13 protein-coding genes are annotated in these 16,713 nt (G+C 68.4%); 9 read left to right on the plus strand and 4 right to left on the minus strand.

From position 1 onward, the window contains the following. Positions 1-2,358, plus strand: a 2,358-nt coding sequence (infB, locus tag HMPREF2883_RS10635) for a translation initiation factor IF-2 (protein ID WP_256277445.1), incomplete at its 5' end; no start/stop codon positions are given. 116 nt (positions 2,359-2,474) lie between these two features. On the opposite strand, the gene HMPREF2883_RS10640 is transcribed toward infB, so the two are convergent. After that, positions 2,475-4,046, minus strand: coding sequence for a molybdopterin-dependent oxidoreductase (locus HMPREF2883_RS10640; protein ID WP_070662095.1), 1,572 nt, complete (start codon positions 4,044-4,046; stop codon positions 2,475-2,477). A gap of 364 nt (positions 4,047-4,410) precedes the next feature. Between HMPREF2883_RS10640 and HMPREF2883_RS10645 the strand changes: the two genes are divergently transcribed. The 3 genes from HMPREF2883_RS10645 to HMPREF2883_RS10655 are packed head-to-tail and all read left to right on the plus strand — an operon-like array spanning position 4,411 to position 8,523. After that, on the plus strand, positions 4,411-6,753 hold the full coding sequence (locus HMPREF2883_RS10645) for a nitric-oxide reductase large subunit (protein ID WP_070662098.1): 2,343 nt from the start codon (positions 4,411-4,413) through the stop codon (positions 6,751-6,753). Next, the gene (locus tag HMPREF2883_RS10650; RefSeq protein WP_070662101.1) at positions 6,753-7,673 is read left to right on the plus strand and encodes a hypothetical protein; all 921 of its coding nucleotides are present in this window, start codon (positions 6,753-6,755) and stop codon (positions 7,671-7,673) included. Before HMPREF2883_RS10645 ends, HMPREF2883_RS10650 begins: the two co-directional genes overlap by 1 nt. A gap of 49 nt (positions 7,674-7,722) precedes the next feature. Beyond that, positions 7,723-8,523, plus strand: a complete 801-nt coding sequence (locus HMPREF2883_RS10655) for a slipin family protein (RefSeq protein ID WP_070662104.1) — start codon at positions 7,723-7,725, stop codon at positions 8,521-8,523. Here HMPREF2883_RS10655 and rarD read toward each other — a convergent pair. Beyond that, the gene (rarD, locus tag HMPREF2883_RS10660; protein WP_070662107.1) at positions 8,498-9,490 is read right to left on the minus strand and encodes an EamA family transporter RarD; all 993 of its coding nucleotides are present in this window, start codon (positions 9,488-9,490) and stop codon (positions 8,498-8,500) included. The genes HMPREF2883_RS10655 and rarD overlap by 26 nt on opposite strands. Positions 9,491-9,687: 197 nt before the next feature. Between rarD and rbfA the strand changes: the two genes are divergently transcribed. The 3 genes from rbfA to HMPREF2883_RS10675 all read left to right on the plus strand — a co-directional run bounded on the left by rbfA (position 9,688) and on the right by HMPREF2883_RS10675 (position 11,671). Continuing rightward, positions 9,688-10,185: a 30S ribosome-binding factor RbfA gene (gene rbfA, locus HMPREF2883_RS10665; protein ID WP_070662110.1), complete on the plus strand. Its 498-nt coding sequence runs from the start codon at positions 9,688-9,690 to the stop codon at positions 10,183-10,185. Beyond that, a complete protein-coding gene (gene truB, locus HMPREF2883_RS10670) occupies positions 10,182-11,297 on the plus strand; it encodes a tRNA pseudouridine(55) synthase TruB (protein WP_081384583.1) in 1,116 nt (371 codons plus the stop codon). Before rbfA ends, truB begins: the two co-directional genes overlap by 4 nt. A gap of 71 nt (positions 11,298-11,368) precedes the next feature. Continuing rightward, on the plus strand, positions 11,369-11,671 hold the full coding sequence (locus tag HMPREF2883_RS10675) for a hypothetical protein (RefSeq protein ID WP_070662293.1): 303 nt from the start codon (positions 11,369-11,371) through the stop codon (positions 11,669-11,671). 10 nt (positions 11,672-11,681) lie between these two features. Here HMPREF2883_RS10675 and HMPREF2883_RS10680 read toward each other — a convergent pair whose 3' ends face one another. Next, entirely contained in the window at positions 11,682-12,491 is an 810-nt protein-coding gene (locus HMPREF2883_RS10680) for an ABC transporter ATP-binding protein (RefSeq protein WP_070662113.1), read from the minus strand. A gap of 18 nt (positions 12,492-12,509) precedes the next feature. Beyond that, positions 12,510-14,840, minus strand: coding sequence for an ABC transporter permease (locus tag HMPREF2883_RS10685; protein ID WP_070662116.1), 2,331 nt, complete (start codon positions 14,838-14,840; stop codon positions 12,510-12,512). A 280-nt stretch (positions 14,841-15,120) separates the two neighbouring features. Here HMPREF2883_RS10685 and HMPREF2883_RS10690 point away from each other — a divergent pair, with 280 nt between their 5' ends. After that, positions 15,121-16,146, plus strand: a complete 1,026-nt coding sequence (locus HMPREF2883_RS10690) for a bifunctional riboflavin kinase/FAD synthetase (RefSeq protein WP_070662120.1) — start codon at positions 15,121-15,123, stop codon at positions 16,144-16,146. A gap of 219 nt (positions 16,147-16,365) precedes the next feature. After that, positions 16,366-16,635 carry a 30S ribosomal protein S15 gene (gene rpsO, locus HMPREF2883_RS10695; protein WP_010613637.1) on the plus strand — a complete coding sequence of 90 codons (270 nt, stop codon included), beginning with the start codon at positions 16,366-16,368 and terminating at the stop codon, positions 16,633-16,635. Positions 16,636-16,713: the final 78 nt, after the last annotated feature.

Raw genomic sequence — 16,713 nt, forward strand, 5'->3', positions numbered from 1 at the left:
AACCCCTTCGCCACCTCCCAGGGCATGCCCCGCCAAGGCGGTCAGGCAGGCCGAGGAGGCCAGCGCTCGGGCCAGTCCCGCTCGGGTGCGCCGCGCCCCGGCAACAACCCCTTCGCCACCTCCCAGGGCATGCCCCGCCCGGGTGGTTCCGGTGGCCCCCGTCCTCAGGGCGGTCCGCGCCCCGGCGGCCCCCGTTCTCAGGGCGGCGCACGGCCTCAGGGAGCCGGTCGCTCCGGTGCTCCGCGTCCGGGCGGTCCGCGTCCCAACCCGGGCATGATGCCCGGCCAGTCCTCCATCGGGCGCCCCGGTGCTCCCGCACGAGGGGGAGCGGGCGGCGGTCGCGGCTCGCGCCCCGGCGGCGGTGGCCGTCCCGGTGGCGGTGGCCGTCCCGGCGGCGGCTTCGGCGGCCCCCGCGGGGGCCGCGGTGGTCGCGGTTCCACCCAGGGCGCCTTCGGGCGCGGTGGCGGCGCCCCGCGGGGACGCAAGTCCAAGCGGGCCAAGCGCCAGGAGTTCGAGCAGCAGAGCGCGCCGTCGATCGGCGGTGTCATCGTCCCGCGCGGTGACGGCTCCACCCCGGTGCGCGTGCGCCAGGGGGCCACGCTCACGGACCTGGCCGAGAAGATCAACGCCAACCCCGCGGCCCTGGTGACCGTCCTGTTCCACCTCGGTGAGATGGCCACGGCCACCCAGTCCCTCGACGAGGACACCTTCGCCCTCCTGGGCGCCGAGCTGGGCTACAACGTCCAGATCGTCTCGCCCGAGGACGAGGACCGCGAGCTCCTGGAGTCCTTCGACATCGACCTCGAGCCCGACGAGGACGACGCCAACCTCGTGCCCCGGCCCCCGGTGGTCACGGTCATGGGTCACGTCGACCACGGTAAGACCAAGCTGCTGGACGCCATCCGCTCCACCGACGTCGTCGCCGATGAGGCCGGGGGCATCACCCAGTCCATCGGCGCCTACCAGGTGCGCGTCAACCTGAACGACGAGGAGCGCCCGATCACCTTCATCGACACCCCCGGTCACGAGGCCTTCACGGCCATGCGTGCCCGCGGTGCCGAGGTGACCGACATCGCCATCCTCGTCGTGGCCGCTGACGACGGCGTCATGCCCCAGACCGTCGAGGCCCTCAACCACGCCCAGGCGGCCAACGTGCCGATCGTCGTGGCGGTCAACAAGATTGACAAGGAGGGCGCCAACCCGGACAAGATCCGTGGCCAGCTCACCGAGTACGGTCTGGTCCCCGAGGAGTACGGCGGCGACACGATGTTCGTGGACATCTCCGCCAAGCAGCGTCTCCACATCGACGAGCTCCTCGAGGCAGTCCTGCTGACCGCGGACGCCGCCCTGGACCTGCGGGCCAACCCGGACACCGAGGCCCGCGGCGTGACCATCGAGGCCAAGCTCGACAAGGGACGCGGCGCCGTGAGCACCATCCTGGTCGAGCGCGGCACGCTGCGGGTCGGCGACCCAATCGTGGCCGGAAGCGCCTACGGGCGTGTGCGCGCCATGTTCAACGAGCACGGGGAGAACCTCACCGAGGCCGGACCCGCACGCCCGGCCCTGGTCCTAGGGCTGACCAACGTGCCCAGCGCCGGCGACTCCTTCATCGTCGCCCCCGACGACCGTACGGCCCGCCAGATCGCCGACAAGCGTGAGGCCGCCGAGCGCGCCGCCATGCTGGCCAAGCGCCGCAAGCGGGTCTCCCTGGAGAACCTCACCGACGTCCTCAAGGAGGGCAAGGTCGACACCCTCAACCTCATCCTCAAGGGCGACAGCTCGGGTGCGGTCGAGGCCCTGGAGGACTCCCTGCTCAAGATCGACGTCGGCGAGGAGGTCGCCCTGCGCGTCATCCACCGCGGCGTGGGTGCCATCACGCAGAACGACGTCAACCTGGCCACGGTGGACTCCGCCGTCATCATCGGCTTCAACGTCCGGCCCGCCGAGCGCGTCTCGGAGATCGCCGACCGCGAGGGCGTCGACATGAAGTTCTACTCGGTCATCTACAACGCGATCGAGGACGTCGAGGCCGCCATGAAGGGCATGCTCAAGCCCGTCTACGAGGAGGTCGAGCTCGGCACCGCCGAGATCCGGCAGATCTTCCGCTCCTCGAAGTTCGGCTCCATCGCCGGCTCCATCGTCCGCTCGGGCATCATCAAGCGGGGCGCCAAGGCCCGCCTGGTGCGCGACGGCGTCGTCATCAACGGCGATCTGTCCATCGAGACGCTGCGCCGTGAGAAGGACGACGTCACCGAGGTCCGTGAGGGCTACGAGTGCGGTATCAACCTGGGCTTCAAGGACCTCGCCGAGGGCGACGTCATCGAGACCTGGGAGATGCGCGAGAAGCCTCGCGACTGAGAACGTCCGCGTTCATCAATGGTGGCCGGTCGCCCCGCACTGGGGTGGCCGGCCACCATCGTCAGTGACGGGCGCGCATCGGACGCCCGCGACAATGCTCGAGCGAGATGAGGCCGTCAGATGCGCGCGTTGACGTCCTGGTACCCGGAGTCCTCGCGGGTTCCGCCCATGCCGTCACCGACCTCGCTGTAGTGACGGATCAACGTCACCGACCGGACCCACTTGATCATCTTGTACCCGTGGCTCGTCTCGCAGCGCAGGCGCAGCGGAGCGCCGAACATGCCCGACAGCGGCTCGTCATTGCGGTCCCAGGCCAGGATCGTGTCATCCTCGAGGGCCATGTCCAGAGGCAGGCACGTGTAGTACGGCTCGACCGGGCGCCCGTCGTGCATGTGCTGGGCCATGCCGAAGGACTCAAACATCACCCATCCGGCCTCGGGATCGATCTGACCGACCTGCTCGAGCAGGTCCCGTACACGGATCCCCGTCCACTTGGCGATCCCCGTCCAGCCCTGCATGCAGGTGTGCATGGTGATCTGGGACTGGCTGGAGATCGCCTTGAGCTCCGTCAGGGAGAAGGACGCCGGGGCTGAGACCATGCCACCCACCTCGAGGCGGAAGTCGGCGAAGTCGTTCGCCGCCAGCTCCTGGTACTCCGGGGACTCCTCCCGTGAGGGGGTGCGGGTGTTGACCCAGTGGAATTTGGAGATGTCCTTCTCCGTCCATGGCTTCTTGACGGCCTGCTGCGAGCTGAAACGGTCCACCGTGAGACGGCGGATCGCCCGCGTGGCGTCCCATAGGATCCGCTGGCTGCGACGGGTGTCTGTCAGTGTCCAGTAGGACATGGCGATCCACAGCGCCACCACGACGATGATCGTCGCGATGACGGTGACGTAGGCCTGACCCACCCGACTCGGGTCGTAGTAGCCGAAGACGATGTGGGTGAGGTTGTGAGGAGCGTGCACGATGAACACCAGGCCCACGTGGACGACGGCGAAGCCCAGGTAGGTGAACATGCCGATCAGGTGCAGGGAGCGGGCGGCCTGGCGGCCACCGAACATCTTGGCGTACCAGGGGAAGCGTCCCACGACGGCGGGGGACATGACTGGTCCCGTCACGATCATCAGCGGAGCGGCGATGAAGACGATGAAGAAGTACCCCAGCTGCTGGAGACTGTCGTAGGGGGTGAAGTCGCACAGGGACGGGGTGCGCAGGTGCACGTAGGTCAGCAGGGAGTCCCAGGCGTCGGGCAGGATCTGCCACGTGGTGGGAACCAGGCGGTGCCACGCCCCGGTGCCCACGAGGAAGGCGACGTAGATGACGCCGTTGAGCAGCCAGAAGCTGGTGGCCACCCCGTGCCAGGCGCGCCCCAGCCCGATCTTTGCCCGGCCGGGCAGGGACAGCAGGGGAGAGAGGTCGCGTTGATCATCCCGGGCGGTGAATGCCCCTTCCTCGAGGGGCACCTTGTCCCTGGTGAACCGGAGCCACTCGGAGCCGGGCTCGCACTGGTCCTTGAAGTAGAAGCGCGGGTGTGAGGCGATGATCTCGATTCCAGAGCGGATGAGAACACCCATGAGGAGGAAGTTGATGAAGTGGGTGACTCGCAGCCACAGGGGGAAGGTCTCAGTGTCGACGCACTGCTGGGCGACGTCGTTGGCGGTCTGTGCGGCTAGGGGCAGAAGGGACATCGTTGTGCCTTACAAACGGGGTGGCTAACTTCTCGTATAACTCATTCTACTGCTGTTTCTCAGATCTATGGAGGGGATGGTGACAAGATGTCGCGATCGGGTGTCGATGTAGCGGGGCTGAAGTTGTATCAACCTTCCTTAAATAGGAAACATGAAAATGATTAAAATGGGTGGCACCACGATCGTCTCGTCGTTCCACGTGTTGAATATAAACGGAGAGAATCTGAGGAAATGGGGCTGATCGGTCGATATATCAACGGAGAAGTCCTGGATCGTTCCGACAGTAACCCGTACGACGCTTGTACGGTGGCTGTGACGACGCGGAAGACATCCGCCGTCTCCTGAGATGTACGGAGGTAATCTCATGTCATCCGCTGCCACGACTGAGGGGGCGGCCTCCCGACGCGCTCGCCTCATCGGCAAGGGGTGGATCCAGGGCGTTGCTCTGGTCATGCTCTTCGGATTCACTGTCATGGGCCTGCTGGCCTACCGCACCTACACCAATTCCATGCCTCAACCCCAGAAGGTGGTCACCGAGAGCGGCGAGACCCTCTTCACGACACAGGACATCACCGAGGGGCAGAAGCTCTTCCAGGCCAGAGGTCTCATGGAGTACGGCTCCATCCTGGGGCACGGCGGCTACCTCGGTCCCGACTTCACCGCCGAGTACCTTCGCATGGAGGCCACCAGCGTCAAGGAACAGCTCGCCTCCCAGGGGGTCGCCGATCCGGCGGCCGCCACCAAGAAGATGATGCGGACCAACCGCTACGACCCCTCCACGGGAACCCTGGTGTGGACCGATGAGCAGGTCAAGGCCTACAACGAGGCCGTCAGCCACTACACCACGATGTTCGGGCCCGATGCCCGCAGCCACGGCCTCAAGCCGGATCTCATCACCGATCCCGTCCAGGTCAAGCAGGTGACGGCCTTCTTCGGCTGGACCGCCTGGGGCTCGTCCGCGCAGCGTCCGGGCCACGACTACTCCTACACGAACAACTGGCCCGCCGAGTCCCTGGTCGGCAACGCGCCCACCGGCGACCTCATGATCTGGTCGGTCCTGTCGCTGATCGTCCTCATCGGTGGAACCGGGGCCATGTTCGCCATCTACGGCCGCTGGAGCCAGAAGATCGGCTGGCACTCCGAGGAGGCCCCGGCCCTGTCCTTCCGACAGCCCGAGGAGGTTGGGCTGACCAAGTCGCAGCGGGTGGTGGCCTGGTACGTCTTCACCATCGCCGCCCTCTTCCTCGTCCAGACGCTCCTGGGAGCCCTGGCCGAGCACTACCGGGCCGACGTGCTGTCCTTCTTCGGCTTCGACCTGGGCCGGCTCCTGCCCTTCTCCCTGGCGCGCACCTGGCACGTCCAGCTCTCCTTGTTCTGGACCGCCATCGGGCTGCTCGCAGCCGGTCTGTTCCTGACCCCGTTCATCGCCAGACGTGAGCCGAAGAAGCAGCACGTGCTGGTGTGGACTCTGTTCATCGCGGCAACGGTCGTCGTCGTCCTGTCCTGCCTGGCGGAGGGGGCCAGCCAGCACGGCCTGAGCTGGGCCAAGGGGCCGCTGTTCGCCCAGCAGTGGGAGTACCTCGACCTTCCCTTCGTCTTCCAGGTGCTGCTCACCGTGGCCCTGTTCGTCTGGGTGTTCATCATCTGGCGCGCCATGCGCTCGCGCCTGAGCAACGAGCACGTGGCCAACATGCCCTGGCTGTTCATGTTCGCCGCCCTGGCGATCCCCGCCTTCTACGCCGTGGGGATGATGGCGCGCACCGGAACCCACGTCACCGTCGCCGAGTTCTGGCGCTTCTGGGTGGTGCACCTGTGGGTCGAGGACTTCCTCGAGCTGTTCACCACCGTCATGGTCGCCTACGTCTTCGTCCTGCTGGGCGTTGTCCGCGAGAGGATCGCACTGGGCATCATCTTCATGGACATCATCCTGTACTCCGCCGGCGGCGTCATCGGCACCATGCACCACCTCTACTTCTCCGGCACGCCGGTGGAGCACATGGCGCTGGGCGCCTTCTTCTCAGCCGCCGAGGTGATCCCCCTGACCTTCCTGACGGTGGAGGCCTGGGCCTTCATGCAGTTGGGCGCCAACCGCCACGGCAAGGAGGCCGGTCCCTTCCCGCACCGCTGGGCCGTCATGTTCCTCATGGCCGTCGGCTTCTGGAACTTCCTGGGGGCCGGTGTCTTCGGATTCCTGGTCAACCTGCCCATCGTGTCCTACTACGAGATCGGGACCGCGCTGACGGCCAACCACGCGCACGCCTCCATGATGGGCGTCTACGGCTTCATGGCGCTGGCGCTGGGGATGTTCGCCCTGCGCTACCTGGTGCCGGCTGACAAGTGGCCCGAGAAGCTCGCCAAGACCTCCTTCTGGAGCCTTAACATCGGTCTGGCCTGGATGTGCTTCGCCACCCTGCTGCCGCTGGGCATCCTCCAGCTGCGCTACTCGGTGGGCACGGGCTACTTCGAGGCCCGCCAGCTCACCTACGTCACCAACTCGGTCAACACGATCATCGAGTGGGGGCGGATGCCCGGAGACCTCATCTTCATCCTCGGCGGAGTCCTGCCCTACCTTTACATCGCCTTCCTGGGGCTGAGGAACTGGCGCCGTGGCCGGACGGTGGACACCTTCGCTGAGGACGCCCTCTACGAGGAGATCCCGGGTGGGCGCAAGGCCTGGCACGGTGAGCGTGCGGAGCTGAACGACTGATGGACTCACCCGACCTGAGCGTGTGGCTCATCGCCGCCTACGCGCTCATCATGCTGGCCGCTGCGTGGGCCGTGGACGTCCTCGGCTCGCGTAGCGCCCGGCACTCGATGTCCTGGCGGCACTCGGACTTCATGTACCACGACGACGTCGACGGCTGGAGATGCCACGAGGACCAGTGGCTGTGGCCTACCGCCTTCGACCCGGACAAGCGCGTCATCCGCTACGAGGGTGCCCACGCGATCTGCGGGCGCTGCCCGTCCAAGGACAGCTGCTCACCCACCCCCGGTCCGCGGGAGATCACCCGGCCCGTCGACCCGTGGCCCTACTCCGACGCCGGACGCTTCCACCGCGGTGTGGGTCTGGTCATCGCCTGCGTCGGTGTCTTCATCCCGATGCTGCTCATGGTGGTCTTTCACGCCACTGGAGACCTCATCGTCCTGGGCACCACGACCATCGTCGTCATCGTCGTCGGAGTCCTGCCGCTGGCCCGTCACCTGTGGAACACCCCCGACAACGCGCCGGCCCACCTGCCTCACGTCGGCTCGCAGGAGTACCGGGAGGCCGAGGAGGCTCGTCGTTCGGCGAGCGCTGGTCCCGTCCCCGTGTCGATCAGTGCACGCCCCTCGGGATACCGCTCAGTGCGTGAGGCGGCTGAGGCGATCGCCGCCGCTCAGGCGCGTGCGGCCGCCACGGGGCGCACCGTGCGTGTCTCCTTCCTCGCCGACTCCGACGGTGCCAGGAAGGCGGACGGCGGGACTGCAGCCTCCGCGGAGCCGGAGCTGCGTCGCGTCACCGCCCTGCGCACCCGCAAGCGAGTCCCGGCCGCCATGGCCGAGCCCGGGTCGGATGGCTCCCGCGGCGGGGCCCGACGCTCATGGTCCTCGGCGTGGAATGAGGCCACCGACACCACAAGCAGATGATTCGACCCCAGCCCTGAGCCACCTCGACCACCTTCCTGAAGGATCCTCCATGACTACTTCCACCACCGCCATCGTGGCCCTGGCCGTCCTCGTCCTGCTCGCTCTGGTCCTCTCGCTCAAGATCATCACCCAGTACGAACGGGGCATCGTGTTCAGGCTGGGGCGCCTGCGACCCGTCTACGAGCCCGGCCTGCACCTGGTCGTCCCCTTCCTTGAGCGCCTGGTACGGGTCGACACCCGAGTGGTCACCCTGACCATCCCGCCCCAGGAAGTCATCACGGAGGACAACGTGCCGGCGCGCGTCAACGCCGTCGTCCTGTTCAATGTCACCGACCCGGTCAAAGCCGTCATGGCAGTGGAGAACTATGCGATCGCCACCTCCCAGATCGCGCAGACCACGCTGAGGTCCGTCCTCGGGCGGGTCGACCTGGACACCGTGCTCGCCCACCGCAGCGCCCTGAACGCCGACCTGCGCGACATCATCGAGAAGCTCACCGAGCCCTGGGGCGTGGAGGTCAGCGTCGTCGAGATCAAGGACGTCGAGATTCCCGAGCAGATGCAGCGGGCCATGGCCCGTGGAGCTGAGGCCGAGCGCGAGCGCCGCGCCAAGATCATCAACGCCCGCGGTGAGCTCCAGGCCTCCGAGGAGCTGCGCCAGGCGGCGGACACGCTCTCGAAGTCACCGGCCTCCCTCCAGCTGCGCTACCTGCAGACTCTCCTGGAGCTCGGTGCCGACCAGAACTCCACGGTCGTCTTCCCTCTGCCGATGGACATCATCGGACCGCTTCTGGAGCGCTTCGGCCCCCAGGCCGGCCTGCCGGAGGCTAACGAGGGCGAGGACGGCGAATGAGCTGGCGCACCGCGTCGCCGATGAAGACCGCGACCGCCGCCCACACCAGCATCATGGCCGCCCAGCGGGCCGGAGGGATTCGTTCATGGAAGGTGCCCCAGGCCAGCAGGAACTGGATGGTCGGAGCGATGTACTGACTCATCCCGACCACCGACAACGGCACGCGCCTGGTTCCGGCGGCGAAGAGCAGCAGGGGTACCGCCGTGACCGGGCCGGCCACCACGAGCAGCGCCATCATCGGCCAGCCCTGACCAGGAGCCTGCCAGGCCGACTGCCCCTGCCAGGCCAGATGGCCCAAGTAGGCGAGCGCGGCGGGAGCCACGACGGCGCTCTCCACCGTCAGCCCGGTCAGAGCGTCCACATCAGGCCCGAGCTGTTTCTTGACCAGCCCGTACAGGGCGAAGGAGAAGGCCAGCGCCAGGGAGATCCACGGCAGCGAGCCCTGAAGCAGCACGAGAAGGGCCACTCCGGCGCCCGCCAGCGCGATCGAGACCCGGTGCGCGGGGCGCAACCGCTCATGCAGCACCAGTGAGGCCAGGGCCACCGTCACCAACGGGTTGATGAAGTAGCCCAGGGCGGCGTCGGCCGTACGCGCGCTGTTGACGCCGTAGACGTAGACGAGCCAGTTGACCGAGACCAGCAGCCCGCAGACGGCCAGCATCCCCAGCAGGCGCGGTGAGCGCACCATGTGGACCAGCTGCGCCCAGCGGCGCCGCAGCGCGGTGAGCATCAGGCAGGTCACGAGCGTCCAGAGGATCCGGTGACCGATGATCTCCACACTGCCGGCGGCCGAGAGGAGGTGGAAGTAGAGGGGGAAGACGCCCCACAGGGTGTAGCAGCCGATGACCAGAGCCATCCCAGTGCTATCGAGCGTCCCTGACGCCGAGGTCGCCGCGGCCTCAGGAAGGGCCGGTGGCGTAGCGGTGGGGCCGTCTTTCGAGGAGGATGCACCGGGGGAGGAGCTCATTGTGATCTGTTCCTGATCCGTTCGCGCTTGGGGATGGCTGCGGTGACCGTGTTGCCGCTCCGCGTAGCATAGTGAGGCGCACTGGACCGCCTCGGAAGGGTCCGCTCTTTCGTGGGCGAGGACGGCGCGCCGATCGGTCCCGATCGCTCAGCCCCGGGCCTCACCGGCCCGGACCCCGCACGTGAAGGAGCTCCGCCATGGCCGACGCCGCCCGCGCCCGCAAGGTCGCCGACCGCATTCATGAGACTGTCGCCCGTCTCCTTCAGGGGCGCATCAAGGACCCGCGCCTGGGCTTCGTCACCGTCACCGACGTCCGTGTCACCGGGGACCTCCAGCAGGCCACTGTCTTCTACACCGTCTACGGCAGCGATGAGGAGCGGGAGGGGACGGCCAAGGCGCTGCGCTCAGCCAAGGGACTCATCCGCTCCGAGGTCGGCAAGGCACTGGGTATCCGCCTGACCCCCTCACTGTCCTTCCAGCTCGACGCCCTTCCCACCACCGCCAAGACCCTGGAGGACGCCCTGGCCCAGGCCCGGGTGCGCGACGCCCAGATCGCCAAGGTCGCCGAGGGGGCCACCTACGCCGGTGACGCCGACCCCTACCGCCACGATGAGGAGGATGAGGAGGCTGAGGACGGCGACCGTGAGGCCGAGGAGGCCGACCAGGAATCCGCAACGGACGCCGAGGACCTGTGACGGCCTCCGAGCGGTTAGAGCCGGTGCACAGGACGAGCCCCGATAGCGGCCATGAACGCGCACGTCGTCGCCCCGACGTCCCCCGCGGCGCGGTCACGGCCGCCGACGGGGTCCTCGTGGTGGACAAGCCCCAGGGGCTGACCAGCCACGACGTCGTCGGCGCCACCCGCCGCCTGGCCGCCACCCGCAAGGTGGGGCACGCCGGCACCCTCGACCCCATGGCCACCGGCCTGCTGCTGCTGGGCATCGGGCGCGCCACCCGCTTCCTCACCTACCTGGTGGGGGCCGACAAGACCTACGAGGCCACCGTTCGCCTTGGGGCGGAGACCACGACGGAGGACGCCGACGGGGAGGTCACCGCGACCCGCGGCTGCCGGATCGAGGACCTGCCCGAGGACCGCCTCCAGGAGGCGCTCAACGCCCTGACCGGGCCGATCCAGCAGGTGCCCAGCGCTGTCTCCGCCATCAAGGTCGACGGCGTGCGAGCCTACCAACGCATCCGTGACGGGCAGGACGTCGAGCTGCGGGCCAGGCCCGTCACCATCCACGAGCTGCGCCTGACCGCAGAGCCCCGGAAGGCGATCGTCGAAGCCGACGGTGCCCTCAGCGACGGCCCGGACTCGGTGCAGGCCGTCGACATCGACATCCTGGTCTCCTGCTCCTCGGGAACCTACGTGCGCGCCCTGGCCCGCGACCTGGGGCGGGCACTGGGCTGCGGGGCTCATCTGACCGCGCTGCGGCGCACCGCAGTGGGCCCCTTCGATATCGACGAGGCCCACACCCTGGCGGACCTGTCCGCCCAGGTCGAGGCCGACGCCTCGGCCCCCGAGCCTCACGGGGTCACCACGGTTGCGCTGGAGGAGGTCGCCCGGCGCTGCTTCGAGCAGCTGGCCCTCAGCCAGGACGAGGCGCGCGCACTGCGCTACGGCCAGCCCCTTGACGCCGCGGTCCTGAAGCGGGCCGAGGCACCCGAGACCCGGCGGCCGCAGGCCTCCCCGGGGGCGGCTGAGCAGCGTGTCGTGGCCGGATTCGCCCCCGGTGGGCGCCTCGTGGCACTGTTGAGGCACCAGGGTCCGCGTGCGCGCCCGGTACTGGTCCTGGACCCGGCCTGAGACGCGTACACGGGCCGCCGGCTCGTCCGGCGCGAGCACACCCGATGAGCACCATTTCGTGAGGAGACATGATGAGCCAGACCGGTGGATGCCGCTGCGGATGCGGCGGGCACGGCAAGCGCAATGAGCAGGACGAGCGGGCCGCCGCTCCCGCAGTCGCCCAGCCAGTGGGTGAGGGCTACCGGCCCGAGCCCGCGCAGACCTCCCCGGAGGCCATCGACGCCGTCGCCATCGCCTCAGCGGTGACGACGGTGCTGGGGGCAGGGGCGCCGCAGGGCGTCACCCCCGGGCACAAGACCGGCAACCTGCTGGGGCTGCGCGACGTCTCCGCGCCCACCTCGAGCGGCGGCGGCTGCGGCTGCGGAGGTCACTGACCAAGCCCCGTCACACGCTGCGGCGCTGGAGGGCCTCGGTGATCGTCGCCAGGCGCGAGGACCCCTTGACCGCCTCGTACCTGCCCAGGGAGAGGTCCTCCATGATTCGCCCGTCCACGAGCACCAGGACCCGGTCCGCCCGGGCCGCCACCTGGGAGTCGTGGGTGACCATGACCAGAGTCGTCCCCGAGGCGTGAATCTCCCCGAGCAGGTCGAGGATCTGCAGGGCGGTGGCGGAGTTGAGCGCACCGGTGGGTTCGTCGGCGAAGACGATCCCGGGGTCGTTGATGAGGGCCCGGCAGATGCCGGCGCGCTGCAGCTGGCCGCCGGAGACCTCGGTGACGCCGCTGGCGGCCAGGTCGGCGATCCCCATGCGCTCCATCAGCTCCTCCCCACGCGACGTGACCTCTGAGCGCGGACGCAGACCCGCCAGGAACCCGGGCAGGACAATGTTGTCCAGCAGGCACAGGGTGGTCATGAGGTGCGCCTGCTGGAAGACGAATCCGAAGCGCGTCAGTCGCAGTGCCGCCAGCTCCTTCTCATTCAGGCTCGTGATGTCAGTACCGCCCAGGAGCACCGAGCCGGCATCGGGCCGGTCCATGCCGCTCAGGCAGTGCAGGAGGGTGGACTTCCCGGACCCGGAGGGCCCCATGATGGCGATGAACTGCCCCTGCTCTACCTCCAGGTCGAGATCTCGCAGGACGGGGGAGTGGTAGCTCTTGGACAGGTGCCGGGCCCGCAGGGCGGGTTGGCCGTCGCCTACGGGGCCGGCCGGCTGCGCGACTGCTGAGCCGGTGCGCGGTGGGGTGGAGGCGCGCATTGTGTCTCTCCTTACTCGTTACTCGCCGGTGGTCAGGGGCATGGTCAGGGGCATGGTGCGCAGGCGCGTGAGGGCCAATGCGACGGCGCCGGCGACGGTGGCCAGCAGCGCCCCGGGAAGAGCCAGCCCCACCAGCCACGGGTTCGGTAGGAGCTCGAGGTCGGGGGCCCCGCGCGTGGCCATGAGCGCCCCGATCGTGGAGCTTCCCAGCGTGAAGGCTGCCAGGAGCCCCAGCGCGATACCGGTCAGGGCCAGGATGCCGAAACGAATGAGGTACTGTCCCGCGATGTCTCGTCGGGTGGAGCCCAGTGCCATGAGGACACAGATCTGAGGCCGCTCCCTCGAGACGATGAGCACGGTGAACAGCACCGTGATGAGGAAGGACAGCCCCAGTGCGATGACGCAGGCCATCGTGGTGATGAGTCGGACCTGGGAGCCGGTGGCCCCGAAGAACTGGGAGGCGTACTGGTTCATGCCGATCGCCTGAACTCCCGGATACTCCTGCCGCAGGTCCCGGGCGACGGCACTGGCCTGGTCGGAGGAGCGGAAGTTGGCGTAGATGATCTGCCACAGGGCGGGAGCACCATCGTCGAAGGTGGCCTTGGCGGTCTTCCCGTTGTTGGTGATGTCCTGGTAGACGCCGGTGACCGTGAGGTCCTTCTTCCCGTCGGCGGTCTGGACGGTGACGGTGGATCCTTCCTTAGCGCCTGTGACCTGGGCCTGGCTGTAGGACAGAGAGACCTCGTCGTTCGTGGTGGGACCGTGCCCGGAGAGGTACTTCATGGGGAAGGCCTCGTGGTCCCCGATATCGATGAGCACCGTCTCCCAGCCGCCGGCGGTCGTGGCCATCTTGTAGCTACGGCGCAGTATCGTGGCGTGCCGGGTGACGCGAGGGTCGGAGTCGATCCTCTTCTCCACAGTGGCCAGGTCCTGAACCCCGGAACGCACGTCGATGCGCAGATCTGCTTGGCCGGCTCCCAGATAGGTGGCGATCTGCGGGTTGCTCAGAGTGGTGGCGACATTCGCCGGCAGCACCATGGTGAGGGTGCACAGAGCCAGGACGCCGAGCAGCAGAGCGTTGGAAGGACGCAGCGCCTCACGCGCGCCAAGCCACACCTGGACCGGAAGACGGCGTAGCCCCGACAGCCTCCAGCGTTGCCGGCGCGGGCGCAGGGAGGCGCTGGTGCCGCTGCGCAGGGCCTCAATGGCCGAGATGCGTCCGATGCGTCCCAGAGCCAACCAGGTGAAGCCGATGACTCCGAGGGTCAGGACCAGAACTGTGAGGATGGGCGCCCCTACGCTCCAGAGGGTTGTCGGAGGCCGACCCAGATAGAGGGTTGTTGGGGCTTCCAGGGCGGCGGCCAGGGGCTGGCCGGCCGCGTAGCCCAGGGCTGCCCCCAGCGCTGACAGAGCCAGGTACTTGACCACGTAGAGACGGCGTATCCGGCTCAACGGCGCCCCGATCGCCTTGAGCACGGCGATCTGCGCCAGGTCCGTCTCGATGGCCGCCAGGGCCGCGTAGCGCAGAGCGAGAATGGCGACAACGGCCAGAACGATCGCCACCACCAGGGCCACGGCCACGATGAGCATGACATTGAGTGAGTTCATGAACTGGATCATCGAGGCGCTGATGTTGACGCCGGTGCTGGGCAGGCCAGCCTCCTTGTAGGCGTCGATGACACCGCCGGGACGGGCGGAGTCGGTCAGGGTGAACTCGATGAGGTACTCGGGCTCAGTGAGCCGCTGCTCCAGAACGGAGAAGTCCTCGGATGAGACCACGAGGCGCTTGGAGGGGATCATGGCGTCATTCATCTCGGCATCGCGCGCGAAACCCACCACAGTCAGCGTCGTCGTCCTGCCTCCGGCGGTGACGGTGACCGCGTCACCGACGTCGGCGGCCTTGATCACCCGGTAGTGGATCGGCAGGACCACCTCCCCCGGCCCCGGGTCCACGGGGTTGCCGTCGTCGTCGAGCAGGAGGTCGAAACGCTTGGGGGAGGTGACGAAGGCAGGCTCGTTGTAGGACTCGGACTGGTTGACGCCGTTGATGGACAGCTCCTGGCGCGCCACCGGCAGGGTCTTGATGACCTCGTGGTCGGTGACGTCACTGCGTGCCTCAGCCCAGTGGTCGATGGCCTGCAAGGTGTTGTCGTCGATCCGGCCGGTGTGCATCTGCACCAGGTCCGGCAGCTTGGCCCGCTGGGAAAGCCGGTGTGTTGCCGACAGGCTGTCCACGACCAAGGACGTTCCGGCCGACATCAGTGTGGCCGCCAGGGCGATGAGGGCGGTCAGGGTGGCGGCCACAACGGCGCCGCGCGCCAGGTCCGCCTTGAGAAGTCGCATCAGCATGACAGCATGCCTCCTTGGGGGCTATCTCCGGCCTCTTTCCCAGATGCGGGAGCGGTTCTCGACGTTATTCGACTGACAGTCGGTGTTGAGAATAGACCGACGGTCGAAACGCGTCAAGGCGTGTCGAGGCGGCTGGGTCGCATTCGGCGCCGCCTCCGTGGCAGGGTTGTCCCGCACAAGCGCCTCTCCCGACCCGGCGGGGCGGGCAGGGGTGTGCGGGTGCGGATGCAGACAGGGGCGCGGTGCGCCCCGCGGGCCGATGAGAGCAGGGACAGCGACAGTGGAGGTCTGGTACGGCGCCGAGCAGGTGCCAGCGAGCCTGAGCGCTCCGGGGGGACCGGGTTCCGTGGTCACCATGGGCATCTTCGACGGCGTCCACCGCGGGCATCAGGCGGTCCTGGGACGCGTCGTCGAGCTGGCCCACGAGCTCGCCCGCGGCGGTCGGCGGCCCCTGGCCGTCGCGGTCACCTTCGACCCCCACCCTCGTAGCGTCCACCAGCCGGGCCTGGACCTCCCTCTCATCACCTCCCTGACCGACCGCCTGGCCTCCCTGGCGGACCTCGGCCTCGACGCGGTCCTGGTCATCACCTACACCCTCGACTTCGCCGCCCAGAGCCCGCAGAGCTTCGTGCGCACCTGGCTGGAGGGTCTGCTCGGTGCCCGCGCGGTCGTCGTCGGGGACGATGTGCGCTTCGGGTGCCACAACTCCGGGGACGCCGCCACCCTGGAGCAGCTCGGTCGCGCCGACGGCTTCGAGGTCGAGATCGTCTCGAAGATCCGCTCCGACGAGGGGAGGCGCTGGTCCTCGACCTGGATCCGTCAGTGCCTCAAGGACGGGAACATGGGGCAGGTCAGCCGGATCCTGGGCCGTCCCCACCGGCTGCGCGGCGTCGTCGTGCGGGGTCTGCGCCGCGGCCGCGAGCTCGGGTTCCCCACCGCCAACCTGGAGGCCGCCACCGCCGGCGTCGTGCCGCCCGACGGGGTCTACGCCGGCTGGCTGATTCGCGGTGGTGGAGACAGGGGCGGCGTCCAGCGGCTGCCCGCCGCGATCTCGATCGGCACCAATCCCACCTTCGACGACGTCCCCCAGCGCACCGTCGAGGCCCACGTCCTGGGGCGAGCCGACCTCAACCTCTACGGCGAGGAGGTGGGGATCGAGCTCGTCGAGCGCCTGCGCCCCATGCTCGCCTTCGACGGGCTCGATGCGCTCCTGGTCCAGATGCGCGCCGACATCGAGGACACCGCCCGGATCCTGGACGTCCCGGTCCCCGAGCCGATCCGTCCCGAGGACGTCACCGCGCAGTAGCTCCGGTGGGCACGCCGAGCCTTCGGGGAGGGCTCGCCGTCGGAGCCTGACCGCCGCATCCCGCTTCAGGCCTGTCACTGTGCCGGTTCACACAGCCTCTGGCGCGATCGGAGGGATGCGGCGCTGGTAAGGTTGGCGGGCCGTCGATCGGCCACGGATACCTCATGCCCGGGAGAACCTGCCCCGGCGCTCCGTGCAACGAGACCCGAAGGAGTCCGCATGTCGGTTACCGCAGAGCGCAAGCAAGAGATCATCGCCGAGTACGCCACCCACGAGGGTGACACGGGCTCCCCGGAGGTCCAGGTCGCCATCCTCACCGAGCGCATCTCCAACCTCACCGAGCACTTCAAGGGCCACGCCCACGACCACCACTCGCGTCGTGGCCTCTACCTGCTCATCGGTAAGCGCCGTCGCCTGCTCGACTACCTCATGAAGGAGGACATCGAGCGCTACCGCGCCCTCATCGCCCGCCTCGGCATCCGTCGCTGAGCGCGCTGACAGCCTCGAGCCGTGCGGCCCGGCCCCTCTGGAGGGGAGCCGGGCCGCACGGCGTTTGAGCTTGAGAGG

It is taken from the genome of Actinomyces sp. HMSC075C01 (genome assembly GCF_001812965.1).
GTDB lineage: Bacteria > Actinomycetota > Actinomycetes > Actinomycetales > Actinomycetaceae > Actinomyces > Actinomyces acetigenes.

What these genes read in the sequence shown, in the direction of transcription:
- HMPREF2883_RS10640 (WP_070662095.1), bottom strand. Translation starts at nt 4,046, where the DNA reads ATGTCCCTTCTGCCCCTAGCCGCACAGACCGCCAACGACGTCGCCCAG.
- HMPREF2883_RS10645 (WP_070662098.1), top strand. Translation starts at nt 4,411, where the DNA reads ATGTCATCCGCTGCCACGACTGAGGGGGCGGCCTCCCGACGCGCTCGC.
- HMPREF2883_RS10650 (WP_070662101.1), top strand. Translation starts at nt 6,753, where the DNA reads ATGGACTCACCCGACCTGAGCGTGTGGCTCATCGCCGCCTACGCGCTC.
- HMPREF2883_RS10655 (WP_070662104.1), top strand. Translation starts at nt 7,723, where the DNA reads ATGACTACTTCCACCACCGCCATCGTGGCCCTGGCCGTCCTCGTCCTG.
- rarD (WP_070662107.1), bottom strand. Translation starts at nt 9,490, where the DNA reads ATGAGCTCCTCCCCCGGTGCATCCTCCTCGAAAGACGGCCCCACCGCT.
- rbfA (WP_070662110.1), top strand. Translation starts at nt 9,688, where the DNA reads ATGGCCGACGCCGCCCGCGCCCGCAAGGTCGCCGACCGCATTCATGAG.
- HMPREF2883_RS10675 (WP_070662293.1), top strand. Translation starts at nt 11,369, where the DNA reads ATGAGCCAGACCGGTGGATGCCGCTGCGGATGCGGCGGGCACGGCAAG.
- HMPREF2883_RS10680 (WP_070662113.1), bottom strand. Translation starts at nt 12,491, where the DNA reads ATGCGCGCCTCCACCCCACCGCGCACCGGCTCAGCAGTCGCGCAGCCG.
- HMPREF2883_RS10685 (WP_070662116.1), bottom strand. Translation starts at nt 14,840, where the DNA reads ATGCTGATGCGACTTCTCAAGGCGGACCTGGCGCGCGGCGCCGTTGTG.
- rpsO (WP_010613637.1), top strand. Translation starts at nt 16,366, where the DNA reads ATGTCGGTTACCGCAGAGCGCAAGCAAGAGATCATCGCCGAGTACGCC.